The sequence below is a fragment of the Paenibacillus sp. FSL R5-0914 genome, assembly GCF_038004525.1.
Classification (GTDB): domain Bacteria; phylum Bacillota; class Bacilli; order Paenibacillales; family Paenibacillaceae; genus Paenibacillus_AQ.
The window spans coordinates 225,004-240,487 of the sequence record NZ_JBBORH010000001.1 but is presented as its reverse complement, the minus strand read 5'-3'; the positions used below and the strand labels follow the sequence as shown (position 1 = coordinate 240,487).

Annotated in this window: 15 protein-coding genes; 12 read left to right on the top strand and 3 right to left on the bottom strand. The window is 46.8% G+C overall.

Going from position 1 to position 15,484, the window contains the following annotated elements:
- Nucleotides 1-52: 52 nt before the first annotated feature.
- A complete protein-coding gene (locus tag MKX60_RS00940; protein WP_042123938.1) occupies nucleotides 53-304 on the top strand; it encodes a YneF family protein in 252 nt (83 codons plus the stop codon).
- A 45-nt stretch (nucleotides 305-349) separates the two neighbouring features.
- Nucleotides 350-943, top strand: a complete 594-nt coding sequence (gene folE, locus MKX60_RS00935; protein WP_341058885.1) for a GTP cyclohydrolase I FolE — start codon at nucleotides 350-352, stop codon at nucleotides 941-943.
- 121 nt (nucleotides 944-1,064) lie between these two features.
- Here folE and MKX60_RS00930 read toward each other — a convergent pair whose 3' ends face one another.
- Together MKX60_RS00930 and MKX60_RS00925 are read right to left on the bottom strand one after the other, a co-directional pair.
- On the bottom strand, nucleotides 1,065-2,243 hold the full coding sequence (locus MKX60_RS00930) for a Fe-Mn family superoxide dismutase (RefSeq protein WP_341058884.1): 1,179 nt from the start codon (nucleotides 2,241-2,243) through the stop codon (nucleotides 1,065-1,067).
- A 188-nt stretch (nucleotides 2,244-2,431) separates the two neighbouring features.
- Nucleotides 2,432-3,472 (bottom strand): alpha/beta hydrolase, encoded by a 1,041-nt coding sequence (locus MKX60_RS00925; protein ID WP_341058883.1) that lies wholly within the window; start codon nucleotides 3,470-3,472, stop codon nucleotides 2,432-2,434.
- Nucleotides 3,473-3,743: 271 nt separating this feature from the next.
- On the opposite strand from MKX60_RS00925, the gene MKX60_RS00920 reads away from it, so the two are divergent.
- Nucleotides 3,744-4,487, top strand: coding sequence for an IclR family transcriptional regulator (locus MKX60_RS00920; protein ID WP_042184662.1), 744 nt, complete (start codon nucleotides 3,744-3,746; stop codon nucleotides 4,485-4,487).
- A gap of 132 nt (nucleotides 4,488-4,619) precedes the next feature.
- Here the strand turns inward: MKX60_RS00920 and acnA are convergent, their stop codons facing one another.
- Nucleotides 4,620-7,361, bottom strand: a complete 2,742-nt coding sequence (gene acnA / locus MKX60_RS00915) for an aconitate hydratase AcnA (protein ID WP_076285875.1) — start codon at nucleotides 7,359-7,361, stop codon at nucleotides 4,620-4,622.
- Between the two features lie 270 nt (nucleotides 7,362-7,631).
- Between acnA and MKX60_RS00910 the strand changes: the two genes are divergently transcribed.
- The 9 genes from MKX60_RS00910 (at nucleotide 7,632) to MKX60_RS00870 (ending at nucleotide 15,412) form a co-directional block, all read left to right on the top strand.
- Complete coding sequence (locus tag MKX60_RS00910) at nucleotides 7,632-8,663, top strand: amidase domain-containing protein (protein WP_445667148.1); 1,032 nt, start codon at nucleotides 7,632-7,634, stop codon at nucleotides 8,661-8,663.
- 22 nt (nucleotides 8,664-8,685) lie between these two features.
- A complete protein-coding gene (locus MKX60_RS00905) occupies nucleotides 8,686-9,777 on the top strand; it encodes a D-alanine--D-alanine ligase (RefSeq protein ID WP_076285873.1) in 1,092 nt (363 codons plus the stop codon).
- A 47-nt stretch (nucleotides 9,778-9,824) separates the two neighbouring features.
- The gene (locus tag MKX60_RS00900; protein ID WP_042123954.1) at nucleotides 9,825-10,142 is read left to right on the top strand and encodes a hypothetical protein; all 318 of its coding nucleotides are present in this window, start codon (nucleotides 9,825-9,827) and stop codon (nucleotides 10,140-10,142) included.
- On the top strand, nucleotides 10,139-11,146 hold the full coding sequence (uvsE, locus tag MKX60_RS00895; RefSeq protein WP_076285872.1) for a UV DNA damage repair endonuclease UvsE: 1,008 nt from the start codon (nucleotides 10,139-10,141) through the stop codon (nucleotides 11,144-11,146). Before MKX60_RS00900 ends, uvsE begins: the two co-directional genes overlap by 4 nt.
- Nucleotides 11,147-11,383: 237 nt before the next feature.
- Nucleotides 11,384-12,268, top strand: a complete 885-nt coding sequence (locus MKX60_RS00890) for an inositol monophosphatase family protein (protein ID WP_341058880.1) — start codon at nucleotides 11,384-11,386, stop codon at nucleotides 12,266-12,268.
- A 15-nt stretch (nucleotides 12,269-12,283) separates the two neighbouring features.
- A complete protein-coding gene (locus MKX60_RS00885) occupies nucleotides 12,284-12,544 on the top strand; it encodes a hypothetical protein (protein ID WP_076285870.1) in 261 nt (86 codons plus the stop codon).
- 127 nt (nucleotides 12,545-12,671) lie between these two features.
- Nucleotides 12,672-13,964 (top strand): stalk domain-containing protein, encoded by a 1,293-nt coding sequence (locus tag MKX60_RS00880; protein ID WP_076300172.1) that lies wholly within the window; start codon nucleotides 12,672-12,674, stop codon nucleotides 13,962-13,964.
- Between the two features lie 100 nt (nucleotides 13,965-14,064).
- Entirely contained in the window at nucleotides 14,065-14,616 is a 552-nt protein-coding gene (gene def / locus MKX60_RS00875; protein ID WP_042193240.1) for a peptide deformylase, read from the top strand.
- A gap of 175 nt (nucleotides 14,617-14,791) precedes the next feature.
- A complete protein-coding gene (locus tag MKX60_RS00870; protein WP_042184679.1) occupies nucleotides 14,792-15,412 on the top strand; it encodes a hypothetical protein in 621 nt (206 codons plus the stop codon).
- Nucleotides 15,413-15,484: the final 72 nt, after the last annotated feature.

Here is a 15,484-nt window from a genome sequence, read left to right as displayed (position 1 = left end):
ATTCGCGTGCCATATGGCGATGCAGACAATAGAGTGTAGAGGTGGGCTTTAGATGAATATCGCATTACCTATTATTACATTGGTCGTAGGTCTCATCGGTGGATTTTTTATCGGTGTGTATTATCTGCGCAGACAAATGACAACTATGCAGAATGATCCTGAAATGCTGCAAAAGGTTGCGAAACAAATGGGTTATAACCTGAATGGGAAACAAATGCAACGTGCCCAACAGATGATGAAGAATCAGAACCAGACAGGCGCCCGACCAGGAGCAGCTAAAGGGAATAAACGTAGAAGTAAGTAACCGGGTCCGGATAGAAATTATACGGGTGCGGAAGGGGGAGACATCATGGGGAACATCAATGAATACGTGAACGGTAAAGTATCAGAGAACCGTGAGCAAATCGAGTATCACGTTGAGAAAATATTAGAATTAATCGGTGAAGATACCGGCCGCGAGGGACTGCTTGAAACACCAGCACGTGTTACGCGGATGTACGAGGAGATATTCGGCGGTTATTCGATAGATCCCCGCGAGGCGCTCGGTGTTACTTTTGATGAGTCTCATGAAGAGCTAGTGATCGTGAAGGATATCGTCTATTACAGCCAATGTGAGCATCACATGGCTCCATTCTTCGGTAAAGTGCATATTGGATACATTCCGAGCGGACGGATTGCTGGACTCAGCAAATTAGCTCGCCTAGTTGAAGCAGTGAGTCGGCGTTTGCAGGTTCAAGAGCGCATTACGACGCAAATTGCGGATATTATGACGGAGGTACTAAGCCCTCACGGCGTTATGGTCGTTGTGGAAGGTGAACATCTTTGTATGTGCGCACGTGGAGTGAAGAAGCCAGGAAGTAAGACGGTAACCATGTCTACTAGAGGGGTCTTCCGGGAGGATGTCGCCGCTCGTGCGGAGTTTCTGAACTTGATTAAAGAATAGTATATAGAGGTGTCTATGCCTCGAAATTAGAAGGACCCATCATTCACTTTTTGTGAACGATGGGTCCTTTTGGGTCAATATAAGCGAATAGAAGTGATGTCTTCTACGAAGTGGTAAGAGATCAGTAAGGCTTCCATGCAAGTTTACTGGCAGCGGCATAACGCTCTGACACATATGGCCAGTTGACGACCTTCCACCAATCGTTAATATAATCCGCACGATTATTCTGATGTTTCAGATAGTAGGCATGTTCCCATACATCCAAGGCCAAGAGCGGAACAACGTCCCATTGCGATAAATTTTGATGTTTTTCCGCAGTGAGAATTTCTAGTCTATGGCTACGTGGGCTCCAGACGAGAATGGCCCATCCGCCACCTTCTACTTTATTCGCAGCTTCAGTGAACTGTTTCTTGAAGCTTTCATAGCTTCCAAAGCTTTGTTCTATAGCTTCTAGTAAAGCACCTGTTGGGCGGCCCCCACCTTGCGGAGACATCACGTTCCAAAAGATCGTGTGAAGATAGTGGCCTGCACCATTAAAGGCTAATTCTCTCTCCCAATGTTTAACGAGATCGAAGTCACCGTTCTTACGGGAATCTGCTAATTTAACTTCAGCCTTGTTTAATCCATCTACATAACTTTGATGGTGCTTATCGTGATGAATTCTCATCGTCTTTTCGTCAATATAAGGTTCTAGTGCATTATAGGCGTAAGGCAAGGGAGGTAGCGTATGGCCGCCAATGGGTACCGCGTCGTTTTTATCGCGGATATCAGGAACAGTGTCAGTAAAAGTAGAAAATCCATCATTCCGCATGGTATCGTCTGTATCGATGTTTACGACATAATCCTCTGTGTAATCGCGCATGACTTGTGATAGCTTTCCGGGCGAGCTGAGTGTCTGCAGTACGGCTAGGAAGTATTCTGATTCGCGAATAATATGCAGAATCACAGTAGTTGCAAGGGGGACGGCTTTGACCGCTGCGCTACTCTCCATGATGGCAAAGAGCTGCCGGACGAACTCTTGGGATTGATTGCAGGAGATATGTAGCAGTTTCTCCGTTTCCGCAGTGAGTTCTGCCTGTGGCGGAGGAGAAGAGGAAAGGGCAGCATTCAATAGCTGCTGTGCCGCCTGCTCAGTTGCACCAAAAACAACGGCCCATTCATCGAGGAGTTTCACATAAGGATCCTCTAATTTAGGTACGATCGCTTTGATGACTTCGGTATGCTCTTTCTCTTGTGTTTTCCAAAATACGATTTCTTCCAGGATACGTACTGGCAGCATCGGCCCGTATACATATAGCATGCCAAGAAAACCTCCCGTGATATGTCTTTATCAGTCCATTATATGAACGGTCTTGGAAGGTTATGAAGAACATAAACTTAGAGTGCCTCTTTGGCTTCTTTCTTTCCAGGGGATGAAAACAGCCTCTTCCTAGGATACATTTCTTTCTGTCCCTGGAAGAGGCTGTTCGTATGGTTATTAGCGCTTAGTTAATTACTTGCCATCGCCGGCTGATCGCCATTATTATTTTTGGCCAGATGGACATTCCCTAAAAAAGCGGAGACCCGCCGCAAATACTCACGGGGATGCTCGCGGAACAACAGCTCATGATGACTACCTTCAATGATCCAGGAATCAGAGAACGGATTGTTCTGATTTGCTGCTAGTTCTTCGGCAATAGGATAAGGGGCTTTATCGTCTTTGGTTCCATGCATGAAAAGGATTGGGAAAGGATAATCTTTGGATTTAACCTTTGCATAAGGAATCTGATCTAGTCCCGTACCGTTCAGTACCGGGAACAGCATTTCCATGATCGCCAGGGAAGGTTGGCGCGGCAGATCGATATTCTGCTTGATATTATGATACAGCGTGTCTGGTTCTAACAAAAAGGTGCTGTCCAGAATCATCGCGTCGATGTCCTCAGATACTAATCCTGCTTGCAGTGCTGTGCCAGCACCCATGGAGAAGCCCCAAACAACGAGCTCTTTAGCCCCGCGTTCCTTTGCGAAATCAATGGCGCCTAGAAGCTGCTGGGATTCTTTTTTGCCGCCGGTTGCAATATCCTTATTACCTTGGGCAGCAAATCCGTAATCAAACATTACGACATTGAAATTCAGACTGTGTGCATAGTGAGCGAGATCGTACATAGGTACCCAAGACTCTTCGCGGTTGGCACCATAGCCATGACTGAACACGATAGTCTTAGTGGCATCCTTGGCTGGAATATACCAGCCGTTCATCAGGCGACTGCCATCCTTAGCTGGGAAGGATACATCCTCGTAGGCGAGGCCTTTGGCCATCATAGGATTGGAGTACAGTGGCGCGACGGTTGGATTGGATAGTACCCAAGCGATGTAGCCATGGAGCGAGACAAAACAAAATGCTAAAAAGAAAAATATAGATAATAGCAATGCAACGATAATATGCTTAACACGGATCATCCGCAGCGATAGTCGTGATGAACTGCCCTGTTTAGGTAGTTTAGGACGACGGGAGACTGACGTGCCGGCTCGGCTGGTTGTCAGATCCATAAGGTCCCCTCCTAAGTATGATGTGAGTACTAGTGCCTAGGATAATTTGTCGAAAATGATACTAAAGCATTAGTATATTTAATATGTTTATCGTAAGTTGAAGCACTTACAAAGTCAATGAATTGGACCGTTTTGTAATGTAACTGTAAAGTGCGGACCAGTCTTTTTCGGCTCAGTGAATATACTGGACTTTCCGTAGAGTTTTGCACTAAGATAGAGTTAGTTATAATGTAACCGCGTTTCATTTGATGAAACACGAAGGGGGATTACTGTGGAGGACCGAAAGCTAACGGTACGCGCGGTAGAACGTGCGCTTGATATATTACTTTGTTTTACGCAGGACAGAGATTTAGGGTTAACGGAGATCGCATCAAAGATTGACTTACATAAGAGTACAGTCCACAGATTGCTGGCAACACTAGAGGAAAAGGGCTTTCTTATTCGCAATCCGGCGACAGAAAAATATAGGTTGGGTATACGAATCTGGGAGTTGTCTACGCATCTGCCTGCTTTTGACGAGTCGGCAGCGGTATTGCTGCCATCTATGGAACGGCTGAGAGATCGACTCGGTGAGACGGTAAGTCTTTACTTAAGGGATGGTATTGAACGCGTACGTATTCAGGCGGTACAGAGCCAGCAGGCGATCCGTAGAGTCGCACAGATCGGTGCGAGGCTGCCATTATCTGTAGGGGCGTCGAGTAAGGTGTTAGCAGCGTATGCACCACCTGAGGTGTTGAGAGAGCTACTGGAGAGTTCGGAGTGGCCGGATTACGTTGAGAAGAGTGTATACAAAGATCAGCTTAATGAGATCATCCGGCTGGGGTATGCCACGAGTTTCGAAGAACGTGAGTCTGGTGCGGCCGCTGTGGCGGTACCTGTCACAGGCCGTAGTGGAAATGTGATTGCGGCGTTATCACTGTCAGGGCCGGTCAGCCGCCTGTCTAGGGATACGTTAGTGGAGTATGCCGCCATCTTGAAGGAAGCAGCAAGTGAAATGGGCATGATGATTCCATAGCCCAACATGAGAAAAACGGCCAGTCTCCGGATGATCGGAGGCTGGCCGTTTAATATCCAAATATAATAAGACAAGGGAGTGTCTCTAGCCTTAATGGCCAGAGGGCACTCCCTTGTGCGTCATGCGATAAACCTATTCTACAGATACAGCCGAAGAATCTGTGGCATCCGCCAGCATTTGGCGAAGTACAGTTTGTAGAATACCACCATTGCGATAGTAATCAATATCAACCGTACTGTCGAGGCGTGCTGTGACAGGGAAATCGAACTGAGTACCGTCTTCACGGGTAGCGGTAACAGTTAGATCTTGGCTTGGCGTCACCTCGTTATCGAGACCGGTAATGTTGAAGGTCTCGCGTCCGGTCAGTCCCAAGCTGCTCCAGCCGTGGCCTTCCTGGAATTGCAGTGGAAGCACACCCATACCAACCAGATTGCTGCGGTGAATCCGCTCAAAGCTCTCAGCGATAACAGCTTTAACACCCAACAGAAGCGTGCCCTTGGCAGCCCAGTCACGTGAGCTTCCTGTGCCGTATTCTTTACCGGCGATAACGATGAGATTCTGTCCAGCGTCCTGATACAGCATGGAAGCGTCATAGATGGACATGACTTCATCGCTTGGTAGGAAGGTTGTAACTCCGCCTTCTGTACCTGGAGCTACTGCGTTACGAATCCGAATATTAGCGAATGTACCACGCATCATGACTTCATGATTTCCGCGGCGTGAGCCGTAGGAGTTGAAGTCTGCACGTTCTACACCATGATCGCGTAAATATTCGCCGGCAGGACCAGAGGTAGAGATATTACCTGCAGGTGAGATATGGTCGGTGGTTACGGAATCAGCAAGCAACGCCAGAACGCGTGCATCCTTGATATCCTTGATGTCTCCTAGACCGTCTGCCAGATGCTCAAAGAATGGCGGATTCTGAATATACGTGGAATTATCATCCCACTCATACAGCTCGCCTTGTGGAACAGGGATAGAATTCCAACGTTCATTAGCAGTGAATACATTCTCGTATTTACGACGGAACATCTCCGGACTAAGGGAGAGACCGATAGCTTCACGAATTTCAGCAGTAGTTGGCCAAATATCCTTCAGGAATACTGGCTCACCTTGTGGATCAAATCCAAGCGGTTCAGTCTGCAAATCGATATTTACAGTGCCAGCCAGTGCGTAAGCAACTACGAGCGGCGGTGAAGCCAAGTAGTTGGCTTTGACCTGAGCATGTACGCGGCCTTCAAAGTTACGGTTACCGGAGATTACAGCAGCTACGGTCATATCGTTATCAGTGATGGCTTGGCTAACCTCTTCAGGCAATGGACCGGAGTTACCGATACAAGTAGCACAGCCATATCCCGCCAAGTAGAAGCCCAGTGCTTCAAGTGGCTTCAGCAAGTCTGCTTTTTCCAAATATTCAGTAACTACCAATGATCCTGGAGTCAAGCTGCTCTTAACGTATGCTGGTTTGGTCAGACCACGTTCCACAGCTTTTTTCGCCAAAAGACCTGCACCAAGCATAACGCTAGGGTTGGAAGTATTCGTACAGCTTGTAATCGCTGCGATCACGACCGCGCCTGTGCTCAGCTTGCTTTTGGTGCCATTTTTATGTTCTATTTCTACAACTTGGGCGATTTTCTCATCGCTGAGACCGTAACCGCCTTTGTCTACAGGTGTACGGATAATACCTTCGAAATTTTCTTTCATATGCGTAAGTTCGATCCGGTCTTGCGGACGTTTTGGTCCAGCCAAGCTTGGAACGACAGAAGCTAGGTCAAGTTCAATTACATCGCTGAACTCAGGATCTGGCGTATTCGAAGTGCGGAACATGCCTTGTGCTTTGTAATAAGATTCAACGAGCTCTACCAGATCATCTGGACGACCTGTGCTGCGAAGATAAGCAAGTGTCTCTTCATCTACAGGGAAGAAACCGATCGTTGCTCCGTATTCTGGCGCCATGTTAGCAACCGTTGCCCGGTCAGCGAGACTGATGTTAGCAAGACCAGGACCGTAGAATTCGACGAATTTGCCGACTACGCCCTTTTTACGCAACATTTCAGTCACTGTCAGTGCCAAGTCTGTTGCTGTAGCCCCTTCGATAAGACTACCTGTAAGCTTGAAGCCCACTACATCTGGTGTAACAAAATAGAGCGGTTGTCCGAGCATACCTGCTTCAGCTTCAATACCGCCTACACCCCAGCCCACAACACCAAGTCCATTGATCATCGTAGTGTGGGAGTCCGTTCCAACAAGGGAATCTGGATAAACGACAGTTTCACCATCGATAGTTTTAGTGGTGGCTACGGAAGCCAAATACTCCAAATTCACCTGATGCACGATACCGGTAGCTGGAGGAACTGCACGGAAATTATTGAAAGCGGTCTGTGCCCAGCGAAGGAAACGGTAGCGTTCCTCGTTGCGCTCAAACTCCACGTTCATATTGTATTCCAAAGCGTCTGCCGTACCGAAAGCATCAACCATAACAGAGTGGTCAATTACAAGGTCAACGGGAACGAGCGGGTTGATCTGTTTAGGATCTCCGCCGGCTTTCTTTACGGTGTCACGCATAGCTGCCAGATCTACGACTACCGGAACACCGGTAAAGTCCTGAAGTACGATACGAGCAGGGATAAACGGAATTTCTTTATTGCGATCAATGTCGCCTGACCAATCAGCCAATTGTTTCACATGTTCTTCTGTAATCGCCCGTCCGTCAAATTGACGAACAGCCGCCTCAAGTAATACTTTGATCGAGAAAGGAAGGGAAGAGATAGAGCCCAATCCTTGTTCCTCAAGGGAGTTAAGATCATAATAGCGATAAGATTTGCCACCTGATTCCAGGGTGCGGGCCAACGAGAAATGATCCTTGCTTGGCATATGTGCGCCTCCTTGTTTCATCTATTGAAACTCAATTTCACATTGCATGTTATTTAATTATAACGGTTACAAAGAGGGGAGTAAAGTTTTTTTTCCTATATATAAAGCCCGAATATCGCATCTCTGAAACCATTTAGAGTTACCTCTAAAACGTAAGCTATAAGCAAAGCATATGCCCTACCATGTAAATTGAAGCGATCTGTATAGCGGCCTGTTTCCTTTCATATACATAGAGCAGTAGTTAAAAGGGAATGAAGGGGTGCGAGTATAATGGAACAACAGTGGAAGCAGAGTCTATATGTATATGTAGATCAAGTGAATAAGGCCAGGGTGGAACCTAAGTCCTCATCGCAAACAGTTTCCGTATCCGTTAAAGATCCACGTTTTCTGGTGGAGCAAGGGGAACGTTCACGCCGTATCGCTGAATGGTATACCGCTCGTGGGATCACTCCGCTGCGTGGGGAAACAGGTGTAAAGACTTTACGGACCGTCCGGCAGACTCCGACTGAGGTGGTAGCAGAGGTTACGCTGCATAGTGCACTCTATTATGAAAAAGGAGGCGTTAACCACCGCGAGGATAGGGTTGAGCTGGAGCGGTTGACCTTTGTGCGGGACGGAGGGGGTTGGGAAATCGCTGCTATAGAACGAACCATTCCCGAAAGGAATACAGTTCATAGAGCTGAGGCGGAGTTATCAGGCAGGTTGTCCAAATGGGGGGAAGCTTTGCCTGCTCCGCTGCCATCACAGCCCCTTCTAAACCGGAATATTCTTGGTGAGATCTCGGGCTCAAGAGAGGTTCGCTACAACCGTGAAGAAGCGGTGGCTTATGCTGATCGTTGGTGGAAAGACGGGAATCCGGAGTTCGAAACATTTGAGGTAGATTGTACGAATTATGTCTCCCAATGCCTCTTTGCAGGGGGCGCGCCTATCAACTATACTGGTAAAAGAGAAACGGGTTGGTGGTACAAAGGCTACCAAGGAAAACAAGAATGGTGGAGTTATAGCTGGGCTGTATCAGACAGTCTGCAGCGCTATTTGAGCGTTAGCCGGAGCAGTGGCTTGCGTGCGGAAGTCATGGAGCGGCCGGAGCAATTGATGCTGGGCGATATCATTCAATATGACTGGGATGGTAACGGGCAATATCAGCACAGCACGATCGTCACAGCCTTTGATGCTGGTGGCATGCCGCTTGTGAATGCACGTACAGTTAGCAGTCGTCATCGCTTCTGGGACTATCGTGATTCCTACGCATGGACGGAACAAACGAAATACCGTTTTTTTCATATTAACGACTATTTATAAGACAGAAAGAGGTTGTAAAGGTATGGGGAACGCAAAACTAACCGTAGGGCTGGTGTACGGGGGCAAATCCGGAGAACATGAGGTATCGCTACAGACGGCTTTTGCCGTGATGAACTCATTTGATTACGATAAATATGAGATTATCCCTTTTTATATTTCAAAACAGGGCTTGTGGAAAGTCGGAGAGACGTTATCGGCACCTTATAGTGAGGTAGAGCAGCTCAAGCTTTCAGATGCAACGGAAGATATGGGCACAGCCCTGAATGTAGTATTTAGTGGACTATCCGGTGCGGATAAAGCGGTAGACGTTATGTTCCCACTGCTGCACGGCACGTATGGCGAGGACGGAACAATTCAAGGGTTGTTCGAAATGGCGAATATTCCTTACATTGGGGCTGGTGTTCTTGCCTCTTCGGCAGGGATGGATAAGGTTGTTATGAAGAAGCTATTCGCTGATGCAGGTCTGGATCAGTGTGAATATTGTTATTTTAACATCAGCGCTTGGAAAAGAAAAAGCCATGAGTTGATTGTGGGTGTAGAGGATAAACTGGGATATCCAGTATTCGTAAAGCCTGCTAATCTGGGCTCAAGTGTAGGTATTTCTAAGGCTTCTGATAAGGAAAGTCTTGTAAAAGCTATAGATTTCGCCTTCCGTTATGACACCAAAGTCATTATTGAGGAATTCGTGGATGCTCGTGAGGTAGAGGTCGGTGTGCTCGGAAATGATGAGCCAGAGGCCTCTGTTCCGGGTGAAATCGTTTCTTCTGGAGAATATTATGACTACGCAGCTAAATATACGGACGGTAAATCGCAAATGATGATTCCTGCGCCAGTAGATTCTGAAGTTGCTGATCGTTTGCGGGAGTCCGCGATAACCGCTTTTAGAGCGATTGAGGGTAGCGGGATTACCCGGGCGGACTTCTTCCTGCGGAGATCGGATGGTAAAATTCTAATTAACGAAGTGAATACGATGCCTGGCTTCACTCCTTACAGCATGTATCCGCTATTGTGGCGTGAGACAGGTGTATCCTATAGAGCTCTGTTAGACCGTATGATTGAGTTAGCCTTAGAGCGCTATAATTTCAAACAAGGTCTTAAGTATGACAACGAGTAATTGAAGCTACTAGCGGGTTCATCCCGACTGGAAAGGGGCGACAAAATATGGGTTTTCAAACTGAATTCAATTCCGTCTGTAAGTTCAAGAATGAACAAGAGCTGTACGAGCTGCTGGAGTATGGGCGTACCAAAATGGTGAAGCAGGGCTTTCGCGTGTATCCGACGGGTCAGAAGGTGATTGCCTACACACCTGAGAATGTAGCTGTAGCGATCGTCAAAATCTCAGCCTCGATCGCAGAGATTAATTTTCAGGGGCATGAGGTTACAGCGGTCGAAATGGAACTCGTGCGTAAATTGAATGAAGAAGAATCAAAAGTGCAAACTGCACTAGCAGATGAAATGTTTTTTGGAGCGCAGGGATGATTGTCCGTTTTGGATATGTAGCGATGTCCACCGTTATCAAAGACTGCTCACCATCCAAGACTATGACGATGGCCTCCTTCAAGAAGCTGGATGACCGTGAAGCGGCACTTCGGCGTTTGGAGAACCTCGCTCGGATGAATCTGCACAATACGCTGCGACTAATGAAGCATAATGTGGGTTCGGACATCTTCGTGTACCGTCTCACTTCCAAGTTGATTCCTTTGGCGACGCATCCTGATTTACAGGATTGGAATCCGTTTGCTGCGCTCGCTGAGGAATTCGCGGAAGTGGGGCAATATGTGAAAAAGCATGGGATGCGGGTGTCTTTTCATCCAGATCACTTTACAGTGCTTAGTACACCCCGTCCTGAGGTGCTAGTAAGTTCCATCCGGGATTTGCAGCACCACACGGACATGCTGAATGCCATGGGACTTCCTGCCATGGCGAAGAACAATATTCATATTGGCGGAGCCTATGGGGACAAGCCGGTGGCAGCCAAGCGGTTTGAGAAGCATTTCCGCGAGCTACCAGCAGCGCTGCAGGCACGTATTACGCTGGAGAATGATGATAAGACCTTCACAGCTCCGGAGACACTGGCAGTCTGCCAGAACGTAGGCCTGCCGATGGTGCTGGATATTCACCATCAATGGGTGAATAATGAAGGAGAGCTCCCTTGGGAGCTGTGGCCTGATATTCAGCAGACATGGCGAAGCGAGCTTGCACAGAAGGATGTTCCGTCTGGAGAGCTTTTCCCGCCTAAGATTCATGTATCTAGTCCGCGCAGTCCGTCTGATCCACGCAGCCATGCAGATGGTGTGGAGCCTGCGCCATTAGTAGCTTTTTTAAAGCGGATAGCTGCAGATACCCCTGCTATTGATGTTATGATTGAGGCAAAACTAAAAGATGGTGCGTTATTTGGATTGATGGAAGCAATGAAGGAGCTGGCTGATGCCGGTAACGGAATTTCTGTATTAAATGGGGCAAGTGTGTATATCGAACCTTAAACAATGAAAATAAGGCGATAGGTCCCGAATACGGGCCCTATCATGACTTGATATGTAACTTGAAATAGGGTACGTTGAATGAAACTCTATTACGATTAACATTCAAGGGATCATAGAAATGGGTATCCCTTATGGCGGAACTTTGAGAACGTTTTGGCGTATTGAACGGTATTGTGAATAGGATTGCTTTAAATTTCATGCCAATGGCGATTATGTTCAAGGAAGCGGAGTGAAGATATGAGTCCTTTAAAACCAGAGGGTAAGAAAGAACGTGAACCCTATGTAGTAACAAGCAAGGGACATACGGCGGTAGCCATTAATGCTGCTGCCAAAGCAGGAGAATGGATAAAAAGCAGACAGGGCCTGGTGAAGGAACTTAATACAAAGACATCGGCACAGGATCTGGTCACGGAAGTAGATAAAGGCGTTGAACAGATGATCCGCAGGTTGATCCTGACACATTATCCAGATCATGCGATCCTCGGTGAGGAAGGCGTTTCCCCGGGAGCAGCAGCAGCAACCGCTGCATTGGAAGAAGCTCGTGAGCATGAATATCTGTGGATTGTAGATCCTGTAGATGGTACGACTAATTTTGTACACGGATTTCCTTTTTACTGTGTCTCCATTGCTTTAGTGATTCGTGGAGAATTAACAGTGGGTGTAATTTATGATCCGATTCGTGATGAAATGTTCGTTGCTGAAAAAGGTAAGGGAGCCTACATGCATGGTGTTCCTACCGTAGTCTCTACGGAGGACGTTTTTGGAGACAGCTTGATCGCCATGGGCTTTCCACCGGACCGTGAATTTGCGCAACCTGTGAATATGGCAGGACTGCAGAGCGTTCTTCCGCAGATTCGTGGAATTCGTGCAGGAGGCTCGGCTGCTCTACATTTGGCTTATGTGGCAGCAGGTCGGGTAGATGGATACTGGGAAGTAGGCTTAAGCCCTTGGGATTGTGCAGCAGGAGTACTGCTAGTGCTTGAATCAGGGGGCAGAATTACGGATACGCTTGGGCGTCCATACGATATTGGCACTCGTCATATAGTAGCAAGTAATGGTCATATTCACGAATATTTGGTTTCGTCACTGAAGAATGCTGAAGCAACAGGATATAAGCTTTAGGGAGGACGATGCATCATGAGCGAGAAGGATGATCTGGAACGCAAGCTAAGCGAAATGTTGGTTGATGGTGAGATGGAACAGGGTGACCGTATAGCTAAAGAAATCCGTGAGATCTCTCCGAAGTATGAAATTCGTATCCAGACCACAATGGATCCTATTGTGGAGGAGACGCTGCGGTATCGTAAGATTGGACATGAACTAGACGATCGTTATGATAAATATCTGGAACGTGCCGGGAAACATTTGAATTCACAAGAGGATTCAAATAAAGAATAAGACATTCGTTTCTAGCTGTGATAATAATTGTGATGTTCAGAGCGGTTTCCCGAATATGGGAGGCCGCTCTTTTGCGTTGCTATCAGGGATGGTAGAATGAGAATTAGAACATTTTGGGAGGGATACGATGCTAAGCAAGTGGAGAAGAATTTTAGCAGCTAGCACAAGCAGTATGCTTTTGTTATCTGTGCTGATTGGCGTAGGTGCCGGATCGGCAAATGCAGCTGACACGTCTATAACACAAGATGCAAGTCAGGATGTCTTTCGCATCGTAGCTCTTGGCGATTCGATTACTGCCGGATACGAGCCGGGAATGACGGATGTGAATACCAAGCCTTACGGTTATGCGGAGCGACTACTGGAGCAGGGGTGGTATCATGGCCGGAGCGAGCTTACCAATTATGGTATTCTTGGATTGACCACTGCTGGATTACGTAATTACACTGGAGCCATCAAGGACGGCTCAGCGATTACCGCTGAAGGTATTCAGTCAGGTCTTCCAGATCCGCGGATTGACCAATTCGTAAAGTTAACCCCGCAGATCGCATCAGAGCTGAAGGAAGCCGATCTGATTACGATTACAATTGGCGGGAATGATGTAAGCCGTCTTTTCTTACAGGTTAAGGAGCTGACAGATACAGATTTCGAATCTCAACTGGAGCAGAAGCTAGCGGATTACAATACGAATGTGAAGGCGAGTCTTGAGAATATTCGTGCGATAAATCCTCAAGCAACAATTATATTGGCTGACCAATACCAGCCTGCTCCTAAGATCGCTCTTGGTGCGATGTACACTAAATTGATGACCGCAGCAGCGAAATTTACGGATTCGGCAGATCGTGTGGCTGCAAGTATGAATCAAGAGGGAGCAAAGGTAGTAGTAGCTCATGTAGCGGCAAAGTTTGCCGGCTCAGAGGGATCACTCACGCATATTATCGGGGCAGGACAAGCGGATTTTCACCCTACGCAGCTTGGATACGAGACCATTGCAAAAGTATTTGCTGAATTACAATGGGGGGAATACCGCATTCCCACTGTAGCGGCGATGGCTACGGATACTTTACCGATGTCGATTGTTGTAAAGGGTGTAGAGTTAAATACGCCGAATAAGCCCATCCTTAAGAATGGTCAGAACTTCTTGGCGCTTAAAGATATTCTAAATGCCGTAGGCGCTAATGGAAAGTGGGATAATAAGACCTCCAGTGCTACTATTGAATACGGTGGCCGGACGGTTGTAATCACGATCGGTAGCAAATTTATTAAGGTGAATGGACAGAATGTAGCCATTGATACCCCTGCTTTTCTGCAAAAGGTAGGCAAAGAAGATAAAACTTATCTTCCCCTTGCCGCATTGGCGACCGGACTTGGATTTGATGTTAATTATAGTAGCAAACTGCGAACGGCTTTCATAAATCCATAAATCTGCATACTATATCATAGGTATTTTAAATTAAGCCCGTAAGGCAAAGGTGGATGGAATATTGTCTAGTTCAAAATTTAGTGCTGAATATATCATCACTATGGATGATATTGTACGGGAAGGTCATCCCGTACTTCGTACCGTAGCTCAACCAGTGGAGCTTCCTCTACAGGAGGAGGATCGTGAGACTCTGCAATGTATGCTTCAGTTTCTGAAGAACAGCCAGGACCCGGAGATTTCCGAAGAATACAATTTACGCTCTGGCGTAGGTCTGTCGGCGAATCAAATCGGACTGTTGAAGCGTATGTTCGTGATGTATTCTACGGACGAGAGAGGGAGGATTGTAGAGCATGCTTGGGTTAACCCTAAGATCATCAGTCACTCACTAACCATGGTGTACTTACCGGAGAGCGAGGGGTGTCTGTCCGTTGATCGACCGGTGCATGGTTTTGTACCTCGTTATGAATCTGTGAAGGTAAAGGGATATGATCTTGAGGGGAAGGAAGTGGTCCTTAAATTTAAGGGCTACCAAGCCATCATCATCCAACATGAGATTGATCATCTCGATGGGATCATGTTCTACGACCGAATCAACAAGGAAAATCCATTCAAGCTTCCTCAGGGAGTGGAAATCCGTAACTTGTACGAGTAAAAGAAAATCTCTGAATCATAAAGCGTGTGGTCTTGCAGCATAAAGCTGAGGGGCACATGCTTTTTTTGCTATCTGCAAGATTGAATTATTTCGAATATTTTACAAATTAATCCACAGGAGGTACCATGTAGCTAATGGGTATAAATTAACTTTATTATAAGAAGGAGGTTATTAAATGGGTTGGGGTAGAATGCCAATAAGAGGCGTGGTCAACGAATATAATGATGAGGTTAAGAAGATTGATGAGCAGATTTTGACTCTGATTCAGGAACGTAAAGCTATAACAGGCAAAAAACGGTTCTCCCCCGAAAGTGAGCTCCTTGAGGAATGGTCAACTAGATTCGAGATGGACACTTCTCAGATTGTACAGTATATACACAGTCTGAATGAGGCTGTGCCCAGACGGAAATATTGGGAAGAGCCCGGTTTACTGCTCGGCGTACTTCCAATTGTGAAGCGGACAGTCCTCGAAGATTGCGAGTATACACTTACACATGCTATGCAGTATGAAACGCTCAGTATAGTTACTGTGGAGATTAAGTATTTAAAAGAAACAGTGGAGCAAGTTTATCTTAAACCGGCTCTAACATTGGAGATTTTGAGCGAGGCAGCCTATGAAATCCAGCAGCATGGAGGTCACGGAGGGGGAGCTCATACACAAATGCAGTTCTTGGTCTCGCCACCGCTGCCAGCGGATCTGGATACGGTTCAATTTGCCTTAATACCCGGAGGAGACCAAATGTTTCGACCTGCCATGACAGAGATTATATTGGACAAGCAAATTGACTTCGAATAGTGCCTATGCAAAAAAAACCTACCACCAGAAGCTTGGTGGTAGGTTTTAGTATGTTTAGTGGCTGTAAATAAC

Excerpts from the sequence above, each read along its gene's own strand:
- MKX60_RS00930 (WP_341058884.1), bottom strand. The coding sequence starts at position 2,243 with ATGCTATATGTATACGGGCCGATGCTGCCAGTACGTATCCTGGAAGAA.
- MKX60_RS00905 (WP_076285873.1), top strand. The coding sequence starts at position 8,686 with ATGGGGAACGCAAAACTAACCGTAGGGCTGGTGTACGGGGGCAAATCC.
- folE (WP_341058885.1), top strand. The coding sequence starts at position 350 with ATGGGGAACATCAATGAATACGTGAACGGTAAAGTATCAGAGAACCGT.
- MKX60_RS00910 (WP_445667148.1), top strand. The coding sequence starts at position 7,632 with ATGGAACAACAGTGGAAGCAGAGTCTATATGTATATGTAGATCAAGTG.
- MKX60_RS00940 (WP_042123938.1), top strand. The coding sequence starts at position 53 with ATGAATATCGCATTACCTATTATTACATTGGTCGTAGGTCTCATCGGT.
- MKX60_RS00870 (WP_042184679.1), top strand. The coding sequence starts at position 14,792 with ATGGGTTGGGGTAGAATGCCAATAAGAGGCGTGGTCAACGAATATAAT.
- uvsE (WP_076285872.1), top strand. The coding sequence starts at position 10,139 with ATGATTGTCCGTTTTGGATATGTAGCGATGTCCACCGTTATCAAAGAC.
- MKX60_RS00925 (WP_341058883.1), bottom strand. The coding sequence starts at position 3,472 with ATGGATCTGACAACCAGCCGAGCCGGCACGTCAGTCTCCCGTCGTCCT.
- MKX60_RS00890 (WP_341058880.1), top strand. The coding sequence starts at position 11,384 with ATGAGTCCTTTAAAACCAGAGGGTAAGAAAGAACGTGAACCCTATGTA.
- MKX60_RS00880 (WP_076300172.1), top strand. The coding sequence starts at position 12,672 with ATGCTAAGCAAGTGGAGAAGAATTTTAGCAGCTAGCACAAGCAGTATG.
- MKX60_RS00885 (WP_076285870.1), top strand. The coding sequence starts at position 12,284 with ATGAGCGAGAAGGATGATCTGGAACGCAAGCTAAGCGAAATGTTGGTT.
- def (WP_042193240.1), top strand. The coding sequence starts at position 14,065 with ATGGATGATATTGTACGGGAAGGTCATCCCGTACTTCGTACCGTAGCT.
- MKX60_RS00900 (WP_042123954.1), top strand. The coding sequence starts at position 9,825 with ATGGGTTTTCAAACTGAATTCAATTCCGTCTGTAAGTTCAAGAATGAA.
- acnA (WP_076285875.1), bottom strand. The coding sequence starts at position 7,361 with ATGCCAAGCAAGGATCATTTCTCGTTGGCCCGCACCCTGGAATCAGGT.